18 protein-coding genes are annotated in these 16047 nt (G+C 60.1%); 13 read left to right on the top strand and 5 right to left on the bottom strand.

Annotated elements, in window-relative coordinates:
• Positions 1–13: 13 nt before the first annotated feature.
• A complete protein-coding gene (locus ACI514_RS18750) occupies positions 14–316 on the bottom strand; it encodes an ArsR/SmtB family transcription factor (protein WP_405122187.1) in 303 nt (100 codons plus the stop codon).
• 169 nt (positions 317–485) lie between these two features.
• Between ACI514_RS18750 and ACI514_RS18745 the strand changes: the two genes are divergently transcribed.
• Positions 486–1070 (top strand): ACP phosphodiesterase, encoded by a 585-nt coding sequence (locus tag ACI514_RS18745; protein WP_137218057.1) that lies wholly within the window; start codon positions 486–488, stop codon positions 1068–1070.
• 104 nt (positions 1071–1174) lie between these two features.
• Here the strand turns inward: ACI514_RS18745 and ACI514_RS18740 are convergent, their stop codons facing one another.
• Entirely contained in the window at positions 1175–1969 is a 795-nt protein-coding gene (locus tag ACI514_RS18740; protein WP_405122186.1) for a lysophospholipid acyltransferase family protein, read from the bottom strand.
• Entirely contained in the window at positions 1969–2724 is a 756-nt protein-coding gene (olsB, locus tag ACI514_RS18735; protein ID WP_160056446.1) for an L-ornithine N(alpha)-acyltransferase, read from the bottom strand. Before olsB ends, ACI514_RS18740 begins: the two co-directional genes overlap by 1 nt.
• A 153-nt stretch (positions 2725–2877) precedes the next feature.
• On the opposite strand from olsB, the gene ACI514_RS18730 reads away from it, so the two are divergent.
• From ACI514_RS18730 to ACI514_RS18710, 5 genes are all read left to right on the top strand, one after another.
• On the top strand, positions 2878–3756 hold the full coding sequence (locus ACI514_RS18730) for an acyl-CoA dehydrogenase family protein (protein ID WP_160056448.1): 879 nt from the start codon (positions 2878–2880) through the stop codon (positions 3754–3756).
• A gap of 166 nt (positions 3757–3922) precedes the next feature.
• Complete coding sequence (locus tag ACI514_RS18725; RefSeq protein ID WP_160056450.1) at positions 3923–4996, top strand: serine hydrolase; 1074 nt, start codon at positions 3923–3925, stop codon at positions 4994–4996.
• Positions 4993–5289 (top strand): amidase, encoded by a 297-nt coding sequence (locus ACI514_RS18720; RefSeq protein WP_160056452.1) that lies wholly within the window; start codon positions 4993–4995, stop codon positions 5287–5289. Before ACI514_RS18725 ends, ACI514_RS18720 begins: the two co-directional genes overlap by 4 nt.
• A 143-nt stretch (positions 5290–5432) precedes the next feature.
• Complete coding sequence (locus ACI514_RS18715) at positions 5433–6023, top strand: YceI family protein (protein ID WP_160056454.1); 591 nt, start codon at positions 5433–5435, stop codon at positions 6021–6023.
• Between the two features lies 1 nt (position 6024).
• Positions 6025–7182: a phospholipase D-like domain-containing protein gene (locus ACI514_RS18710; RefSeq protein ID WP_405122185.1), complete on the top strand. Its 1158-nt coding sequence runs from the start codon at positions 6025–6027 to the stop codon at positions 7180–7182.
• 132 nt (positions 7183–7314) lie between these two features.
• Here ACI514_RS18710 and bglX read toward each other — a convergent pair whose 3' ends face one another.
• Positions 7315–9606 carry a beta-glucosidase BglX gene (gene bglX / locus ACI514_RS18705; RefSeq protein WP_160056458.1) on the bottom strand — a complete coding sequence of 764 codons (2292 nt, stop codon included), beginning with the start codon at positions 9604–9606 and terminating at the stop codon, positions 7315–7317.
• Between the two features lie 261 nt (positions 9607–9867).
• On the opposite strand from bglX, the gene ACI514_RS18700 reads away from it, so the two are divergent.
• From ACI514_RS18700 to ACI514_RS18685, 4 genes are all read left to right on the top strand, one after another.
• Positions 9868–10476: a LemA family protein gene (locus ACI514_RS18700; protein ID WP_116028830.1), complete on the top strand. Its 609-nt coding sequence runs from the start codon at positions 9868–9870 to the stop codon at positions 10474–10476.
• A gap of 13 nt (positions 10477–10489) precedes the next feature.
• Positions 10490–11245 (top strand): TPM domain-containing protein, encoded by a 756-nt coding sequence (locus ACI514_RS18695; protein ID WP_405122184.1) that lies wholly within the window; start codon positions 10490–10492, stop codon positions 11243–11245.
• A 33-nt stretch (positions 11246–11278) separates the two neighbouring features.
• The gene (locus ACI514_RS18690; protein WP_160056464.1) at positions 11279–11896 is read left to right on the top strand and encodes a TPM domain-containing protein; all 618 of its coding nucleotides are present in this window, start codon (positions 11279–11281) and stop codon (positions 11894–11896) included.
• A gap of 288 nt (positions 11897–12184) precedes the next feature.
• Positions 12185–13402, top strand: coding sequence for a class I SAM-dependent methyltransferase (locus ACI514_RS18685; protein ID WP_405122183.1), 1218 nt, complete (start codon positions 12185–12187; stop codon positions 13400–13402).
• Positions 13403–13468: 66 nt separating this feature from the next.
• On the opposite strand, the gene ACI514_RS18680 is transcribed toward ACI514_RS18685, so the two are convergent.
• Positions 13469–14374: a DMT family transporter gene (locus tag ACI514_RS18680; protein WP_405122182.1), complete on the bottom strand. Its 906-nt coding sequence runs from the start codon at positions 14372–14374 to the stop codon at positions 13469–13471.
• 291 nt (positions 14375–14665) lie between these two features.
• Between ACI514_RS18680 and ACI514_RS18675 the strand changes: the two genes are divergently transcribed.
• From ACI514_RS18675 to ACI514_RS18665, 3 genes are all read left to right on the top strand, one after another.
• Positions 14666–15247, top strand: coding sequence for a DJ-1/PfpI family protein (locus tag ACI514_RS18675; protein ID WP_095049176.1), 582 nt, complete (start codon positions 14666–14668; stop codon positions 15245–15247).
• Between the two features lie 13 nt (positions 15248–15260).
• Entirely contained in the window at positions 15261–15566 is a 306-nt protein-coding gene (locus ACI514_RS18670) for a ribbon-helix-helix domain-containing protein (protein ID WP_016982789.1), read from the top strand.
• 109 nt (positions 15567–15675) lie between these two features.
• Positions 15676–16020, top strand: coding sequence for a YegP family protein (locus ACI514_RS18665; protein ID WP_405122181.1), 345 nt, complete (start codon positions 15676–15678; stop codon positions 16018–16020).
• The last annotated feature ends 27 nt before the right edge of the window (positions 16021–16047 follow it).

Raw genomic sequence — 16047 nt, 5'->3', positions numbered from 1 at the left:
CTGACGTTAAGGGTCAGAGCTCTTTACTGAGGGTGCTGAGGAACGCCTGGATCACGTCCTCGTTACGTTTGAAAAAGTGCCATTGTCCGGCCTTCTGGCTGCTGATCAGACCGGCGCGTTGCAACGTCGCGAGGTGTGCCGAAACGGTCGACTGCGACAGGCCGCAGCGTTGATCGATCTGCCCGGCGCAGATGCCGTACTCGTGGTTGTGCAACTGTTCCGGAAATTCGTTCTTCGGGTGTTTCAGCCAGTTGAGGATGTCTCGCCGTACTGGGTGTGCCAGGGCTTTTATTATTTCGTCGAGGTCGAGGTTCATGGCAGGTGCTCACAATGTGTACAACGCTATATCGCGATGTGGCGAAATATAAATCGTTAGATCGCGATACACCAATATGATTTTGATCTGACGCCAGCATAAATTGGTATATCGCGTTATAACGATACATGGGTGTATGGCTTATGGGCCGCAGTGCTAAGCTGCGCCCATGAACTATCTCGCACATTTACACCTCGGTGGCCAGCGCCCCGGGCAACTGCTCGGCAGTCTGTATGGCGATTTCGTCAAAGGTCGGCTGCAAGGGCAGTTTGCGCCGGAGGTGGAAGCGGCCATTCAACTGCATCGACGGATTGACGTGTTCACGGATCGCCATCCGCTGGTGGATATCGCCCTGGGGCGGTTTTCCGACACGCGGCGGCGTTATGCCGGGATCGTCCTGGATGTGTTTTTCGATCATTGCCTGGCGCGGGACTGGACGCTGTATGCCGATCAGCCGCTGGAGGTTTTCACCGCTGATGTGTATCGGGTGCTGACTCACGAACGGCAACTGCCCGAGCGACTGGCGAGGATTGCCCCGCACATGGTTGCCAATGACTGGTTGGGTTCGTATCAACAGTTTGAAGTGCTGGAGCAGGTGTTGCGCGGGATTTCGCGGCGGCTGAGCCGGCCGGAAGAGTTGGCGGGGGCGATGGAGGAATTGCGGCGGTTGTATGAGCCGCTGAGTGACGACTTCCGCTTGTTCTACCCACAACTCCAGGACTTCGCCCAAAACCCCCAGACACAGAAAATCTAATGTAGGAGTGAGCCTGCTCGCGATAGCGGTGTGTCAGTCGACATTAGTATTGACTGACACAGCGCTATCGCGAGCAGGCTCACTCCTACAGGGGATTTGTGTTTTCAAGCGGCAATCAAATCGCCGGCACGACGCGGTTCGGCCGGTTTCGCCACCTCGCCAAACAACGCTTTTTGCACCGCCTGCTGCGCTTCAAACGCCAACGCCGCACGCTCACGCCCCTGACAGGCGAGCGGCTTGAGCAGGTGCACTTCGACATCGCCGCAATCATTGCTGAACAGGCGCATCAGGTGCGAGAGCAGATCGTCGTCACCAATGAACGGTGCCAGCGCGTCGATTTCGCCATCACGCAGATAACGAATCGCCACCGGTTGCAGCATCACCTCGGAATCAATCGCCGCCGCCAGCAAGCGACCGTGAAAGGTGCGCAAAGAACGGCCATCGGTGGTGGTGCCTTCGGGAAACATCAGTAATGCATGCTCGGTTTGCAGGTGACGGGTCATCTGCTTGCGGATCAACTGGCTGTCGCCCGAACCGCGACGGATGAACAGGCTGCCAGCCTTCGCCGCCAGCCAACCAGCCACTGGCCAGGTGCGCACTTCGGCTTTGGACAGAAAGGACAGCGGTGTGAGCATGCCGAGCAGCGGAATATCCGTCCACGACACATGATTGCTGACCCACAGCATCGGCTGTTTTGGCAGCTCACCGTGAACCGTCACGCGAAAGGGCAGGGCGTTGCTCAAGCGCGCCATGAAAAAGCGCGACCAGCGCTGACGCCGCTCCATCGAATGCGCCAGACCAATCCGTTCAAATACGCCGAAGACGCTGGCCATGGTCAAGCCCAGCGACACCACCAGCAGCACCCGCGCGATCCGCGCGTACACCCGCAACCGGCTCATCACACGGCCGCCTTGAAGTGTTTGGCGTAGCGCGGGCAGAGTTCGTCGCGCTTGAGCAGGATGAACACGTCGGCGACCTGGAAGTCCTCGTCCCAGCATGGCTCGCCGCAGATCTTCGCGCCCAGGCGCATATAAGCCTTGAGCAGTGGCGGCATTTCCGCGATCACGTTCGATGGAATATCCAGCGTCGGCAGCGGATTTTTCGGCTCGGCGCGCAGGTTTTCGGTGCACAGATAACGTTCGCGCAGGCGCTGCATGATCGCGTGGGCCTGAATGCCGCCGTCCTGCATCGGGATGCTCGCGCAACCCATCAGATAACTGTAGCCACCCTGATTCAGCACTTCGGCCAACTCGCCCCACAGCACCGCGATGGTGCCACCGTTGCGGTACGCCGGGTCGACGCAAGTACGTCCGATTTCGAGGATCGGGCCTTGCAGATGCGTCAGGCCATGCAGGCTGAATTCTTCTTCGCTGTAGAACTTGCCGAGGCTGCTCGCGGCCGTGTGATCAAGCAAACGCGTGGTCGCCACCAAGCGGCCGGTGTTCAAGTCACGCACGCCGATGTGGCTGCAGTGAACATCATAATCATCCATGTCCAGACCCAGTTCCGCGCCTTTCAGCTTGGCGTTGAACTCGCCGCTGAAGACGTTGAAGCGCAAGGCCTGGGCTTGCTGCAGAGCCTCGGCGCCGATCAGGCGTTCGGCTTGCAGGCGGCGTTCATTGCCGGTGTCGCTGATGCGGGCGATCTGAGTCATGTGAATCTCCGTACGGGCCTTTAACCCGTCGTGGGTTGCAGCCGATCGACTTTCTTTATGCAGCCGTGTTGTGCAAAGTCAGGCTATGTAGCCCCGGTGTCATCGCCATGAACGTTCGGTGATGCTTATATGACAGCCCACAAGGAGCCTCCTATGCCCTGGCCAGATCTGCTGCACAGCCGTGAACGATTGCCCGCCGTTGCTGACCTGGCCGAGGGTTTTGCGACGTTGTTGCAGCAACTGGGCAACGTCACACCGTTCGAATTGGCGGTCGCGGGCGGGCGGCGGATGGCGACGCCGGGGCTGGCGTTTCTGGTCGGTTATCAAGCGGCTTTGCGCATGTTGTGGCCGAGTGCGCCGCTGAGCCTGGGCGCTTTGTGTGCGACCGAACAGCGCAGTTTGCGTCCGGCGGACATGCAGACGCGGCTCACCGATTTACGCCTGAGCGGGCGCAAGGACTTCGTCACGGCGGGCGATGCGGCGGACTGGCTGTTGATTGCTGCGCGCAGTGAAGAGCCTGGTGAAGCGCCGCGCCTGAGCTTGGCGGTGGTGTATCCCGGCGAGCCCGGCGTGATCGTGGAAAAACTGCCGGCGCTGCCGTTGATGCCGGACATCAGTCATGGCCGGTTGCAGCTGGATGGCGCGTTGTGCGAATTGTTGGCGGGGGATGGCTGGGATGCTTACGTCAAACCGTTTCGCACCCTTGAGGATGTCTATGTACTGAGCGCAATGACCGCGTGGCTGTATGGCGTCGGACAGGACAGCGACTGGCCGCAGGCGCTGCAATTGCGCTTGCTGGCGCTGTTGGCCGGGTGTGCCGAGGCGAGCCGGCAACCGCCGAACAATCCGGCCGGGCATGTGTTGCTGGGTGGGCTGTTTGCGCAGTTTGAAGCGCTGGAGGGTGAGGTGAGTCAGGCGTTGGCTGACGGGCCGGCAGAATGGGCGCAGATGTGGCAGCGCGATCAGGGGGTGATGCAGTTGGCGGCGGGGGCTCGGGCCAAGCGGTTGGCCAAGGCTTTGGCGGCGGGCTGAAGGGCCTCATCGCGAGCAGGCTCACTCCTACAGTTGATCGAGTTTCGTCAGTTGAAATGCGATCCCCTGTAGGAGTGAGCCTGCTCGCGATAGCAATCCCAAGAACACCACACATCTGTCATAAACCCTGACTAGTCTCAGCAGGTTCTCTCCAAGAGCCCTCCCCATGTGCAAAGGCCTGTCGCTGTTTCTGCTGCTGATCAGCTTCACCGTTCAAGCCGAACAATGGCCCGGCGAACAATGGCCAACTGGCACGACGATCACCGATACAGGAGCGCTGGAGAATTACGCCTTCCCACCCCGCGACGACGCAACCCGCCAAGGCATCCGCACCGATGCGCTGCTGATCATTCGCGACGGCCAGATCCTCTACGAACGCTACGCCGGCCCGACCACAGCACAAACCCCGCACCTGACCTGGTCAATCAGCAAAAGCCTGATGGCCAGCGTGCTCGGTGTGGCCTACGGCGAGGGCCTGTTCAAACTAAACGATCCGGCCGCGAAATTTTACCCGCCACTGAGCAAACACCCGGCGATAAAAATCGCCGATCTGCTGCACTGGGCATCCGGTATCGACTGGCAGGAAGACTACGAGTACGCCCCGCTGAAATCCTCGGTGGTGGCGATGCTCTATACCCGTGGTCATCGCGACATGGCTGCGTTTACCGCCGATCACGATGCCTACGCCGAACCGGGGCAGGCCTTCCACTATTCCAGTGGCGACAGCAATCTCTTGGCGGCAGCGTTGAAAACGATCGTCGGCCCGCAGCGTTATGCGGATTATCCGTGGACGGCATTGTTCGAGCCGTTGGGCATCCGTCACGCCGTGTGGGAAACCGATGCCAGCGGCACGTTTGTCGCGTCTTCTTATGCTTATCTCACCGCGCGGGATCTGGCGCGAGTCGGGTTGCTGATGGCCCGCGACGGCCGCTGGGAGGCGCGGCAAGTGCTGCCCAAGGACTGGCTCGCGTTCAATCTCAAACCCTTCGCTGGCTATAAGGCCCACGAGGATGAGGCCGTGCCCGGCGGCCACTGGTGGCTCAATCGTCCCGTCGATGGCGCCGCATCACCGTGGCCTGATGCACCGCCTGACACCTTCGCTGCCCTCGGCCACTGGGGCCAGGCGCTTTATGTGATCCCCAGCGAGAAACTGGTGATCGTGCGATATGGCGATGATCGTGACGGTGGCTACCATCACAACGAGTTGCTTAAACGTGTGCTGAAGGCGGTGCGCCCATGAAGCGCTTTTTGCTGTTGCTGCTTGTTTTGCTGCTCGGCTGGGTCGTCTACGAGCGCGAAAATCTGTGGGCCTTCCCCGACATCATCAGCGCCTACACCGCCAAGGAATACTGCTCCTGCCGGTATGTGATGAACAACGATGCCGAGTATTGCCGTGGCTATGTAAAACAATGGCTGCCGACCAGCCAGTTCACCGATGACAGCGCCAGCAAAACCATCACCGTCAGCGGCATGGGTCGCAGCAATCGCGCCCAGTGGTTGAGCGAACGCCAAGGCTGTCGTTTACAGCCATAAAAGATCGCAGCCTTCGGCAGATCCTACATGACCGGGTCCACCCTGTAGGAGCTGCCGAAGGCTGCGATCTTTTGATCTTGATGTTGCAATAACTTTGGGGGCGGTTAAGGTTCGTGCAGGTTTATCGGCCCCACGAGTGTTCAATGTTCAACCGCTCCCTGTGTGCAACCCTGTCCAGCCTGCTGCTCGCCGCCGTCGCGCTGCCGGCGCAGGCCAATTGGTATCTGGACGGCGAGTCGTCGCGGCTGTCGTTCGTCAGTACGAAAAACGCCAATGTCTCCGAAGTGCAGCGCTTTCTGGTGCTGCACGGTAAGGTCGATCCCAGTGGTCGCGCCGAAGTCGAGGTCGAGATGGACTCGATCAACAGCGGTATCCCGCTGCGCGATGAGCGCATGCGCAAGGAGCTGTTCCAGATCGAGCAATTCCCCGAAGCGACCATCACCACCCAGATCGACCTGCGCCCGATCAACGATCTGGCCCCCGGTGCGCAGCTGGAATTGCGCCTGCCACTGACCGTCAACCTGCACGGCAAGCAACACGAATACCCCGCCGAACTGCTGGCGACGCGTCTCGATGATCGTCGTTTTCAGGTGGTCACGCTAGAGCCGCTGGTGATCAATGCCGAGGATTTCGATCTCGCGCCTGGGCTGGAAAGTCTGCGCAAACTCGCAGATCTGTCGGCGATCAGTCTGTCGGTGCCGGTGGGTGCGGTGCTGATCTTCACGGCGCGCTGACATGCGCGGCGCGGTGTTTCCGTGGCGGGACGGCAACCGGTTCGAACTGTTGATCGACGGCCCGCAATTCTTTCCGCGCATGCTCGAGCAGATCGCTGGCGCGCAGGAGCAGATCGAACTGGAGTTGTATCTGGTCGAGGCGGGCGCCTGTGCTGAAACCATCGTGCAGGCGCTGGTGCTGGCGGCCGAGCGTGGTGTGCGTGTGCGGTGCCTGTTTGATGATTACGGCAGCCTGGCGTTTACCCTCAATCTGCGTCAGCGCCTGACGCATGCCGGGGTTGAACTGCGTTTCTACAATCGGCTGAACTGGCGGCGCTGGGTCGGTAATTTCTATCGTGATCACCGCAAATTGTTGATGGTCGATCAGCGTCTGGCGGTGGTCGGCGGTACTGGCGTCACTGACGAGTTCTGGACGCCGGGCCAGGACACCAGCGAGTGGCACGAAGTGATGGTCGAGATCAGCGACCCGTTGGTGATCGACTGGCAATTGCTGTTTGATCGCCAGTGGATCGCCAACCGCTATCGCCGCGCCTGGCGTCCGGCCGCGCATTTTGGTCTGCCACGGTTGCCGCGCGTGCCGGACAAGGGCGAGGGCATGGGCCGCGTGGCGTATGCCGACGCCCGTCAGCACCGCGACATTCTGCAATCGCTGTTTCGCGCTTTGAACAGCGGGCAAAAACGCATCTGGATGGCCACACCGTACTTCCTGCCAACGTGGAAAATCCGCCGCTCCCTGCGCAAGGCGGCGGCGCGCGGTGTCGACGTGCGCCTGCTGCTGACCGGGCCGCGTACCGATCACCCGTCGGTGCGTTACGCCGGGCATCGCTACTACCCGCGATTGCTCAAGGCCGGCGTGCAGATCTTCGAATACCAGCCGTGCTTTCTGCATTTGAAAATGGTGCTGGTCGACGATTGGGTGAGCATTGGTTCGTGCAACTTCGATCACTGGAACCTGCGCTTCAATCTGGAGGCGAATCTGGAGGCGCTGGACCCGTCGTTGACGGCAGCGGTGGAGGCGAGTTTTGTGAAGGACTTCGGGCTGAGTCAGCAGGTGAGTCTGGAGGAGTGGCAGCGCCGACCGTTGTGGCGGCGGGTCAAGCAGCGGGTTTGGGGCTGGGTGGATCGAGTGGTGGTCAATATTCTCGACCGCCGCGGCTAAAACCGATTCTGAATACACCCTAAATCCAATGTGGGAGCGAGCCTGCTCGCGAAAGCGGTGTGTCAGTCAGCAATTGTTTAGCTGAATGACCGCTTTCGCGAGCAGGCTCGCTCCCACAGGGTTTTGCGGCGGTTATAGCAGTTCAAAGCTCTGCTGCGTCACGTCCTGCGAATCCAGGCCGATCTGCACGTTGAACTTGCCAGGCTCCGCCGCGTACTTGAGCAGGGCGTTGTAGAACTTCAGGTCATCCTCAGTGATGGTGAAGTGCACGACTTTCTGTTCGCCGGCCTTGAGCATGATTTTCTGGAAGTTCTTCAGTTCTTTCACCGGGCGGATCATCGAGCCGGTGACATCCTGAATGTACAACTGCACCACGGTTTCGCCGTCACGCTTGCCGGTGTTCTTCACCATGACGCTGGCGTCGAGTTTGCCGGTGGCATTCAGGGTGGTCGACGACAGCGCCATGTCGCTCAAGGCGAATTGGGTGTAGCTCAGGCCATACCCGAACGGGAACAGCGGCCCGGTGGTGTCATCGAAATACTGCGAGGTGTAGTTGCCCGGTTTGCCCGGCGTGAATGGCCGGCCAATGCTCAGGTGGTTGTAGTAGGTCGGGATCTGGCCCACGGAGCGCGGGAAGGTCACCGGTAGTTTGCCCGACGGGTTGTAGTCGCCGAACAGCACGTCGGCGATGGCGTTGCCGCCCTCGGTGCCGCTGAACCAGGTTTCCAGAATCGCGTCAGCCGACTGGTTCTCTTCGAGAATCGTCAGTGGGCGGCCGTTCATCAACACCAATACCAACGGTTTGCCGGTAGCTTTCAGCGCACGGATCAGCTCGCGCTGGCTTTCCGGGATGTTCAGGTCGGTGCGGCTGGAGGATTCGTGGGACATGCCACGGGACTCGCCCACGGCGGCGACGATCACGTCAGCGTCCTTGGCGGCTTTCACGGCTTCGTCGATCAGCACGTTGGCCGGGCGCGGGTCATCGACCACTTCCGGCGCATCGAAGTTGAGGAAGTTCAGGTAATCCAGCACCTTCTTGTCGCTGGTGATGTTGGCGCCACGGGCGTAGATCAGGTTCGACTTGTTGCCGATCACCGAGCTCATGCCATCGAACAGCGTCACCGATTGCGCAGGGCGCCCGGCGGCGGCCCAACTGCCCATCATGTCGATCGGTGCTTTGGCCAATGGGCCAACCAGTGCGATTTTTGCGTCTTTCTTCAGCGGCAGGGTTTCGTTCTGGTTCTTCAGCAATACCAGGCTGCGACGCGCGACTTCACGAGCCTCGGCGCGGTGCAGACGGCTCTCGGCGTAGGTGTCGGCCGGATCATCTTCAGCCTTGCCGATGCGCAGGTACGGGTCCTTGAACAGGCCCATGTCGTACTTGGCGGCGAGCACTTCGCGCACTGCGTTGTCGATATCTTTCTGGTCGATCTCGCCGGACTTGAGCAGCCCCGGCAGCTCTTTGCCGTACAGGGTGTCGTTCATGCTCATGTCGATGCCGGCCTTGATCGCCAATTTCGCCGCTTCACGACCGTCGCGGGCAACACCGTGCTTGATCAGCTCAAAAATTGCACCGTGGTCGCTGACCGCCAGGCCTTTGAAGCCCCAGTCGCGGCGCAGCAGATCGTTCATCAGCCAGGTGTTGGCGGTGGCCGGAATGCCGTTGATCGAGTTCAACGCGACCATCACACCACCGGCGCCGGCATCAATCGCGGCGCGGTACGGCGGCAGGTAATCCTGGTACATCTTTACCGGGCTCATGTCGACGGTGTTGTAGTCGCGACCGCCCTCGACCGCGCCGTACAGGGCGAAGTGCTTGACGCTGGCCATGATGCTGTCGGCCGCGCTCGGGGTGGCGCCCTGATAGGCACGAACCATGACGCCGGCAATGCGCGAGGTCAGGTAGGTGTCCTCACCGAAACCTTCGGAACTGCGGCCCCAGCGCGGGTCGCGGGAGATGTCGACCATCGGCGCGAAGGTGATGTCGAGGCTGTCGGCGGCGGCTTCCTTGGCGGCAACGCGCCCGGACTGGCCGATGGCGTCCATGTCCCAGCTCGAGGCGAGGGCCAGCGGAATCGGGAAAATCGTACGGTGACCGTGGATCACGTCGTACGCAAAAAACATCGGAATCTTCAGGCGACTGCGCATGGCAGCGTCCTGCATCGGACGGTTTTCCGGACGGGTGATCGAGTTGAACGTACCGCCGATATTGCCGGCGGCGATCTCTTTGCGGATCAACTCGCGAGGCATTTCCGGGCCGATGCTGATCAGGCGCAACTGGCCGATCTTTTCATCGAGGGTCATCTGGTTCATCAGGTTGCTGATGAACGCATCCTTGTTTTCCAGGGGTACCGGGGTCGTGGCGGCCAATACTTGATGACTGGCCAGGCTGACGAACAGACCCAGCAAACACAGCTTCTTCATGAATATTTTTCTCAAGGGCCCAAGCGGCAATGCAACGCCGGCCAGCCAAAATTTAGGGAGCGACTATTGTTGTTCGGGTACGGGCTCAAAGAAACAGAGCCAAAAACGGCAGCCGACACTTGCCAGCATGATCACGCAGGGCACTTTTTAGCCCATTGCCCCGTCGTAATCCAGCGACGCGGCCGATTATGCCCCAAGAGCCCGCTGAGAATGTTTCGCGCTCGGTTTTTATAATGATATGTGCCAAGGAGCATCACTGCGATGAATGTAAGCCCAACCAATCGCTCGCGTTTGCAGGTCGCCACACTGCTGGTGCTGGCCACGCTGCTGACCGCGTGCGGCATCAACAATATCCCGACCCTCGACGAACAGGCCAAAGCCGCGTGGGGGCAGGTACAGAACCAGTACCAGCGCCGCGCCGACCTGATCCCCAATCTGGTGGAAACGGTGAAGGGTTACGCCAAGCATGAAGAGGAAACCCTGACCGCAGTGATCGAGGCGCGGGCGAAAGCCACGTCGATTCAGGTCGACGCCAGCACCCTCGACAACCCGGAAAAACTCAAGCAGTTCCAGCAGGCGCAGGATCAATTGACCGGTGCGTTGAGCCGCTTGATGGTGGTCTCCGAGCGCTATCCGGATCTGAAGGCCAACCAGAACTTCCTCGCCCTGCAATCGCAGTTGGAAGGCACGGAAAACCGCATCGCCGTGGCGCGCCGCGATTTCATTCTGGCGGTGCAGAAATACAACACCGAGATTCGCACCTTTCCCGGTCGCCTCTGGCACAGCGTGATGTACAGCGATCTGCCGATCCGCGAAACCTTCGAAGCCACCACGCCCGGCGCGGAAAAAGCCCCGCAAGTGAAATTCTGATTCGAGGTTGTCCATGCGCGTGTTGAAAATGGGCCTGGTGCTGGTGCTGTGGTTGTTCGCCGTCAGCGCCCGGGCCGAGTTGACGTTCCCGGCGCTGAGCGGGCGGGTGGTGGACGAAGCGCAGATGCTCGAGCCGTCGGTGCGCGCGCAACTGAGCCAGCAATTGCAGGCCCACGAGCAGGCGACCGGCGAGCAACTGGTCGTGGTCACGCTACCGGATCTGCAAGGCACGACCATTGAGGATTTTGGCGTTCAGCTCGGGCGACACTGGGCCATCGGGCAAAAGGACAAGAACAACGGCGCGCTACTGATCGTTGCTCGTGACGAGCGCAAACTGCGCATCGAAGTCGGTTATGGCCTGGAGGATCGGCTGACCGACGCGCAGACTTCAGTGATCATCCATCAAGTCATTACGCCCGCCTTCAAGGCCGGCAATTTCAGCAAAGGCATCAGCGACGGCGTGGCGGCGATGCTGGTGGTGCTCGGCGGTAATCCGCTGGATGAGCCGTCGACGGTGTATGAATCCAGCGGTGATCCGTCTGATGATTTCATCTCGCGGCACCCGGCATTGTTCGTGTTTTTGGTGATGTTGTTCATCCTGACGGTGTTTGTCTGCCAGATGCTCGGTATCCTGCCTGCCGGCCGGGGTGGCTCCGGAGGAGGGGGTGGCTTCGGCGGTGGTGGCGGATTTGGCGGCGGCGGTGGAGGCGGAGGCTTCAGCGGCGGCGGGGGCAGTTTCGGCGGCGGTGGTTCGTCCGGCGGCTGGTGATATCAGAAGAATAATGAGCAGGCACTTTTCAACATGGCACTACTGACCGAACACGAACAACGCAAAGTCGCCGAGGCGATCGCCCGGGTCGAGCGCGACACCGACGCCGAACTGGTGACGGTGCTCGCGGCGCGCGCTGATGACTACGCGTACATCCCGCTGTTGTGGGCGAGCCTTTTGGCGCTGGTGGTGCCCGGAGTCGTGCACTACCTGACCGGGTGGTTGACCATGCACAGCTTGCTGCTGGTGCAGTGGGGGGCGTTTATCGTGCTGTGCCTGCTGTTTCGTCTGCCGAAAGTCACTACTCATCTGATTCCGCGCCGCGTGCGGCATTGGCGCGCGTCGAACCTGGCGCGGCGGCAGTTTCTCGAGCAGAACCTGCATCACACGGTGGGCAGCACCGGCATGCTGATTTTTGTCTGTGAGGCGGAGCGGTATGTGGAGATTCTGGTGGATGAGGGGATTTCCAAACGGCTCGATAACAAGAGTTGGGATGCGATTGTGGCGGCGTTTACTGAGCAGGTCAGGCGGGGGCGCACATTGGAGGGGTTTGTCACGTGTATCGAGGCGTGTGGGGAGTTGCTGAAAGTGCATGTGCCGGTGACGCAGGTGAGGAATGAGTTGCCGAATCGGTTGATTGTGCTGGGGTAAGACCTGGATTATTCGTCGACGCTGAGATCCAGCCCCTCACCCCAGCCCTCTACCAATGGGAGAGGGGGAAAGGGAGCAGATCGGGGGCCTTTCAAACTTGAGTTCGGCTCGGTATTTCAGGTCGGCGTAACTCGTGAAAACACCTCGGTCGGTCCCCTCTACCTCTGGGAGAGGGCTAGGGTGAGGGCGCTTCAAACAACCGTTGGGTAAATAAGAGCGTGTCCCCAACCCCCATCCCCCCTAAAATACCCGCCATTCCCGATTTCGCCCGTCCGAGGCCGCTTCTCCATGCCCGTTACTGCTCCAGCCACCAAGCCTGCGCCCGATCACCACGCCCAGTTCATCGAGCTGCTGCAAACCAGTCTCGAACAGAACGGCTTCATCAAACTGGTACTGGCCAAATACGTCGGTGAAGAGGCGGATCTGCAGCGGGTTATCATCAAGCCGGTGACCGTCAAAGCGCAGCCTAACCTGTCGTTCGTCTATCGCTACAAAACCCGCGACATCACCAAAAACCTGCCCTTGGTCGAAGGTGTGGCGGCGATTGCCGGGTTGTTGCCGGCCTCGTTCAAAAATGCACATTTACTCGCGGTGACTGACGAAGCCCAGCTCGAATACAGCAAAAAGGGCAAGAGTTCGCTGTTCAAGAGCAAACCTCAGCAATTGCGCGAAGCACCGTCCGCCGAGCACAACCGCGAGAAAAACCGCTTTCTCGAATTGAGCCGGCCGTTCCTCAAGGACCTCGGCGTGACCAATGCGCAACATGAGCTGATCCCGGCGATGTCGCGCAAGTGGAAGCAGATCAACAAGTTCATCGAAGTGTTCAGCCACGCCTTGACCTCGTCGCCGCTGGCGCTGGACCAACCGGTGCGGGTGGCGGATTTCGGTTCGGGCAAGGGTTACCTGACGTTTGCGATTCACGATTACCTGCGCAACACCTTGAAGGCCGAGGGCGAGGTCACTGGCGTTGAGTTGCGTGAGGAAATGGTCAACCTGTGCAACGCCGCGGCGGCAAAACTCGATCATCCGGGGCTGGTGTTCAAGTGCGGTGACGTACGCAGCGTGGCGCCGAGTGAACTGGACGTGATGATCGCCCTGCATGCCTGCGACATCGCCACTGACTACGCGATCCACACCGGCATCCGCTCGGGCGCGTCGATCATCATGTGCTCGCCGTGCTGCCACAAACAGATCCGCCTGCAGATCCAGAGCCCGGCGTTGCTCAAACCGATGCTGCAATATGGTTTGCATCTGGGGCAGCAGGCAGAAATGGTCACTGACAGCTTGCGCGCGCTGTTCCTTGAGGCCTGCGGATACGAGACCAAGGTCTTCGAATTCATCTCGCTGGATCACACCAACAAGAACAAGATGATTCTGGCAGTGAAGCGCGCCGAGCCGGTGGATCCGGCGCAGTTGTTGGTGAAGATTCAGGAGTTGAAAGACTTCTACAACATCAGCGAGCACTGCCTGGAAACCTTGCTGCGCGCTGACGGCTACCTCGCCTGACACAAAACCCTGTGGGAGCGAGCCTGCTCGCGAAAGCGGACTGACAGTCAACGATGATGTTGGCTGTTACGGACCCTTCGCGAGCAGGCTCGCTCCCACATTTGATTTCACCGCAGTCTTGCGGCCGAGAATGACAGTGGCAATCACACCACACGCAAACACCCAGGTAATCGGCTCGACATGTTCACCAAAGACCAGCGCCGAGAACGCGATGGTGAAGAAAATCTGCAACAACTGGATCTGACTGACCCGGGCAATCCCGCCCATGGCCAGCCCGGCGTACCAGGCAAAGAAGCCGAGAAACTGCGAAAACAGCGCCACATAACCAAACGCCCACCAGGTCTTGGCCGACACCGCGCCCTGATGTTGCAGCGCCAGATACAGCACCGGCCCGATCAACAGCGGCGTCGACAGCACCAGCGCCCAGCAGATCACCTGCCAGCCGCCCATCTCCTTGGCCAATCGGCCGCCTTCTGCATAGCCCAGCCCCCCGACGGCAATCGCGCCGAGCATCAACAGATCACCCGCCTGAATGCTGCCCGCTCCGGTATACAGCGCATAACCAAGCACCAACGCACTGCCCAGCGCCGCGCAGGCCCAGAAGGCTTTTGACGGGCGTTCGTGTGACAACCACGCGGCATACAGCGCCACGCACAGCGGTTGCAGGCCGTTGACCAGCGCACCGTGGGATGCCGGCAAGGTTTGCATGGCCCACGCCGACAACACCGGGAAACCGAGAATCACCCCGGCGATTACCAGGCTCAGGCCTTTGACTTGCTGCCACGTCGGCCATTTCTCGCGGTGCCACAACAACAGCAGCGCTGCCGGAATCGCCGCGAACAATGCGCGGCCCAAACCGTTGAGCAGCGGATGCAGTTCCTGCACCACGATGCGGGTGAAGGGCAGGGTGAGGCTGAAAATCACCACGCCGAGCAGGCCGAGGGCCATGCCGGTGTTTTCGCGCGAGGACATGATGGTGGACCAGAATTGAAGGTGGCAGGGAATGGCCTTTATAAAGCCATAAACCATGACTTTCTGGCTGTTACAGCTAGGCACGGACTTATCCGTACAGTTGCGGGTAATCCCCGCAACGTAGGAGCTGCCGAAGGCTGCGATCTTTTGATTTTACGGGCAAGATCAAAAGATCGTCCGATCGCGGCCCGAGCCTTCGGCAGCTCCTACAGTAGTAGCCCGTTGTTACCCGTCACTCTCGAATAGGTCTACCTTGAACACTTCCAGGTAATTTCCAGAGGAGTCCTCCCCATGGCCGCGAAAAAGATCCTGATGCTGGTCGGCGATTACGTCGAAGATTACGAAGTGATGGTGCCGTTCCAGGCTCTGCAAATGGTCGGTCACACCGTCCACGCTGTTTGCCCGGACAAGGCTGCCGGCAAAACCGTGCGCACCGCGATTCATGACTTTGAAGGCGATCAGACCTACAGCGAAAAGCCCGGTCACCTGTTCGCCCTCAACTTCGACTTCGCCAAGGTCAGCGAAGCCGATTACGACGCGCTGTTGATCCCCGGCGGTCGTGCCCCGGAATACCTGCGCCTCAACGAAAAAGTCCTCGACCTGGTGCGCGCCTTCGACAAGGCCGGCAAACCGATTGCCGCGGTCTGCCACGGTGCGCAATTGCTCGCGGCGGCGGGCGTGCTTGAAGGCCGCGAATGCAGCGCCTATCCGGCCTGCGCGCCGGAAGTGCGCCTGGCGGGCGGTACGTACATCGACATCCCCGTGACGGACGGCCACGTTCAAGGCAATCTGGCCACAGCCCCGGCATGGCCGGCGCATCCGAACTGGCTGGCCGGTTTCCTTGGCTTGCTCGGCACTAAAATCACCCTGTAACGAGGAATCGCCGATGTGCGAGCTCTACGTCAAGGCTGACCCGATTCTCTATGAATCACGCTCGCGCTCGCTGCGCATCTGCGGCGTGGTGACCACGTTGCGTCTGGAGAATCAGTTCTGGGACATCCTCAGCGAAATCGCCGAGGTCGACGGCATGACCACCAACCAATTGATCGCCAAGCTGTATGAGGAGGTGATGGATTATCGCGGGGAGGTGGTGAATTTTGCCTCGTTCCTGCGGGTGAGTTGTACGCGCTATTTGAGTCAGCGGCGGGTGAGTGCGCCGGAGTTGTCGGTGGTGCGGGCGGTGGTGAAATAGCCGGCACCGAGTTGCCTCATTCGCGAGCAGGCCGGTACAAGCGACAGATAGTGAGGACTGGTCTTTACTCTGAAGCGCGAAATCTCTCAATCGCCAAGGAGCAACGAGCATGTCCGGATGGTACGAAATCAGTAAAAGCAGCAACGGCCAGTTCAGATTCGTGCTGAAAGCGGCGAATGCCGAAACGATTCTGACCAGCGAGCTGTACACCACTCGCGCTGCGGCCGACGGCGGTATTGCTTCGGTGCAAACCAATAGCCCGCTGGATGAGCGCTATGAGAAGAAGTCGACGAAGGATGGCCATCCGTACTTCAACCTGAAAGCGGCCAATCATCAGGTCATCGGCAGCAGCGAGGCGTATTCATCGGATGCGTCGTGCGATAAAGGCATTGCCAGCGTCAAGGTGAACGGGCCGAGCAAAGTGATCAAGGACAAGACTTTGCCGGTGCTCTGACCTCACTTTCAAATCCACCAAAATCCC

The organism is Pseudomonas sp. M20 (assembly GCF_045037865.1).
Classification (GTDB): Bacteria; Pseudomonadota; Gammaproteobacteria; order Pseudomonadales; family Pseudomonadaceae; genus Aquipseudomonas.
Note: the sequence above shows the minus strand (reverse complement) of the source record. Positions and strands in the feature narration are given on the sequence as shown.

Coding starts and splice junctions, on each gene's coding strand:
- ACI514_RS18720 (WP_160056452.1), top strand. CDS start 4,993: ATGAAGCGCTTTTTGCTGTTGCTGCTTGTTTTGCTGCTCGGCTGGGTC.
- ACI514_RS18695 (WP_405122184.1), top strand. CDS start 10,490: ATGCGCGTGTTGAAAATGGGCCTGGTGCTGGTGCTGTGGTTGTTCGCC.
- ACI514_RS18685 (WP_405122183.1), top strand. CDS start 12,185: ATGCCCGTTACTGCTCCAGCCACCAAGCCTGCGCCCGATCACCACGCC.
- ACI514_RS18680 (WP_405122182.1), bottom strand. CDS start 14,374: ATGTCCTCGCGCGAAAACACCGGCATGGCCCTCGGCCTGCTCGGCGTG.
- ACI514_RS18675 (WP_095049176.1), top strand. CDS start 14,666: ATGGCCGCGAAAAAGATCCTGATGCTGGTCGGCGATTACGTCGAAGAT.
- ACI514_RS18745 (WP_137218057.1), top strand. CDS start 486: ATGAACTATCTCGCACATTTACACCTCGGTGGCCAGCGCCCCGGGCAA.
- ACI514_RS18715 (WP_160056454.1), top strand. CDS start 5,433: ATGTTCAACCGCTCCCTGTGTGCAACCCTGTCCAGCCTGCTGCTCGCC.
- ACI514_RS18725 (WP_160056450.1), top strand. CDS start 3,923: ATGTGCAAAGGCCTGTCGCTGTTTCTGCTGCTGATCAGCTTCACCGTT.
- ACI514_RS18665 (WP_405122181.1), top strand. CDS start 15,676: ATGTCCGGATGGTACGAAATCAGTAAAAGCAGCAACGGCCAGTTCAGA.
- ACI514_RS18740 (WP_405122186.1), bottom strand. CDS start 1,969: ATGAGCCGGTTGCGGGTGTACGCGCGGATCGCGCGGGTGCTGCTGGTG.
- ACI514_RS18690 (WP_160056464.1), top strand. CDS start 11,279: ATGGCACTACTGACCGAACACGAACAACGCAAAGTCGCCGAGGCGATC.
- olsB (WP_160056446.1), bottom strand. CDS start 2,724: ATGACTCAGATCGCCCGCATCAGCGACACCGGCAATGAACGCCGCCTG.
- ACI514_RS18700 (WP_116028830.1), top strand. CDS start 9,868: ATGAATGTAAGCCCAACCAATCGCTCGCGTTTGCAGGTCGCCACACTG.
- ACI514_RS18670 (WP_016982789.1), top strand. CDS start 15,261: ATGTGCGAGCTCTACGTCAAGGCTGACCCGATTCTCTATGAATCACGC.
- ACI514_RS18710 (WP_405122185.1), top strand. CDS start 6,025: ATGCGCGGCGCGGTGTTTCCGTGGCGGGACGGCAACCGGTTCGAACTG.
- ACI514_RS18730 (WP_160056448.1), top strand. CDS start 2,878: ATGCCCTGGCCAGATCTGCTGCACAGCCGTGAACGATTGCCCGCCGTT.
- bglX (WP_160056458.1), bottom strand. CDS start 9,606: ATGAAGAAGCTGTGTTTGCTGGGTCTGTTCGTCAGCCTGGCCAGTCAT.
- ACI514_RS18750 (WP_405122187.1), bottom strand. CDS start 316: ATGAACCTCGACCTCGACGAAATAATAAAAGCCCTGGCACACCCAGTA.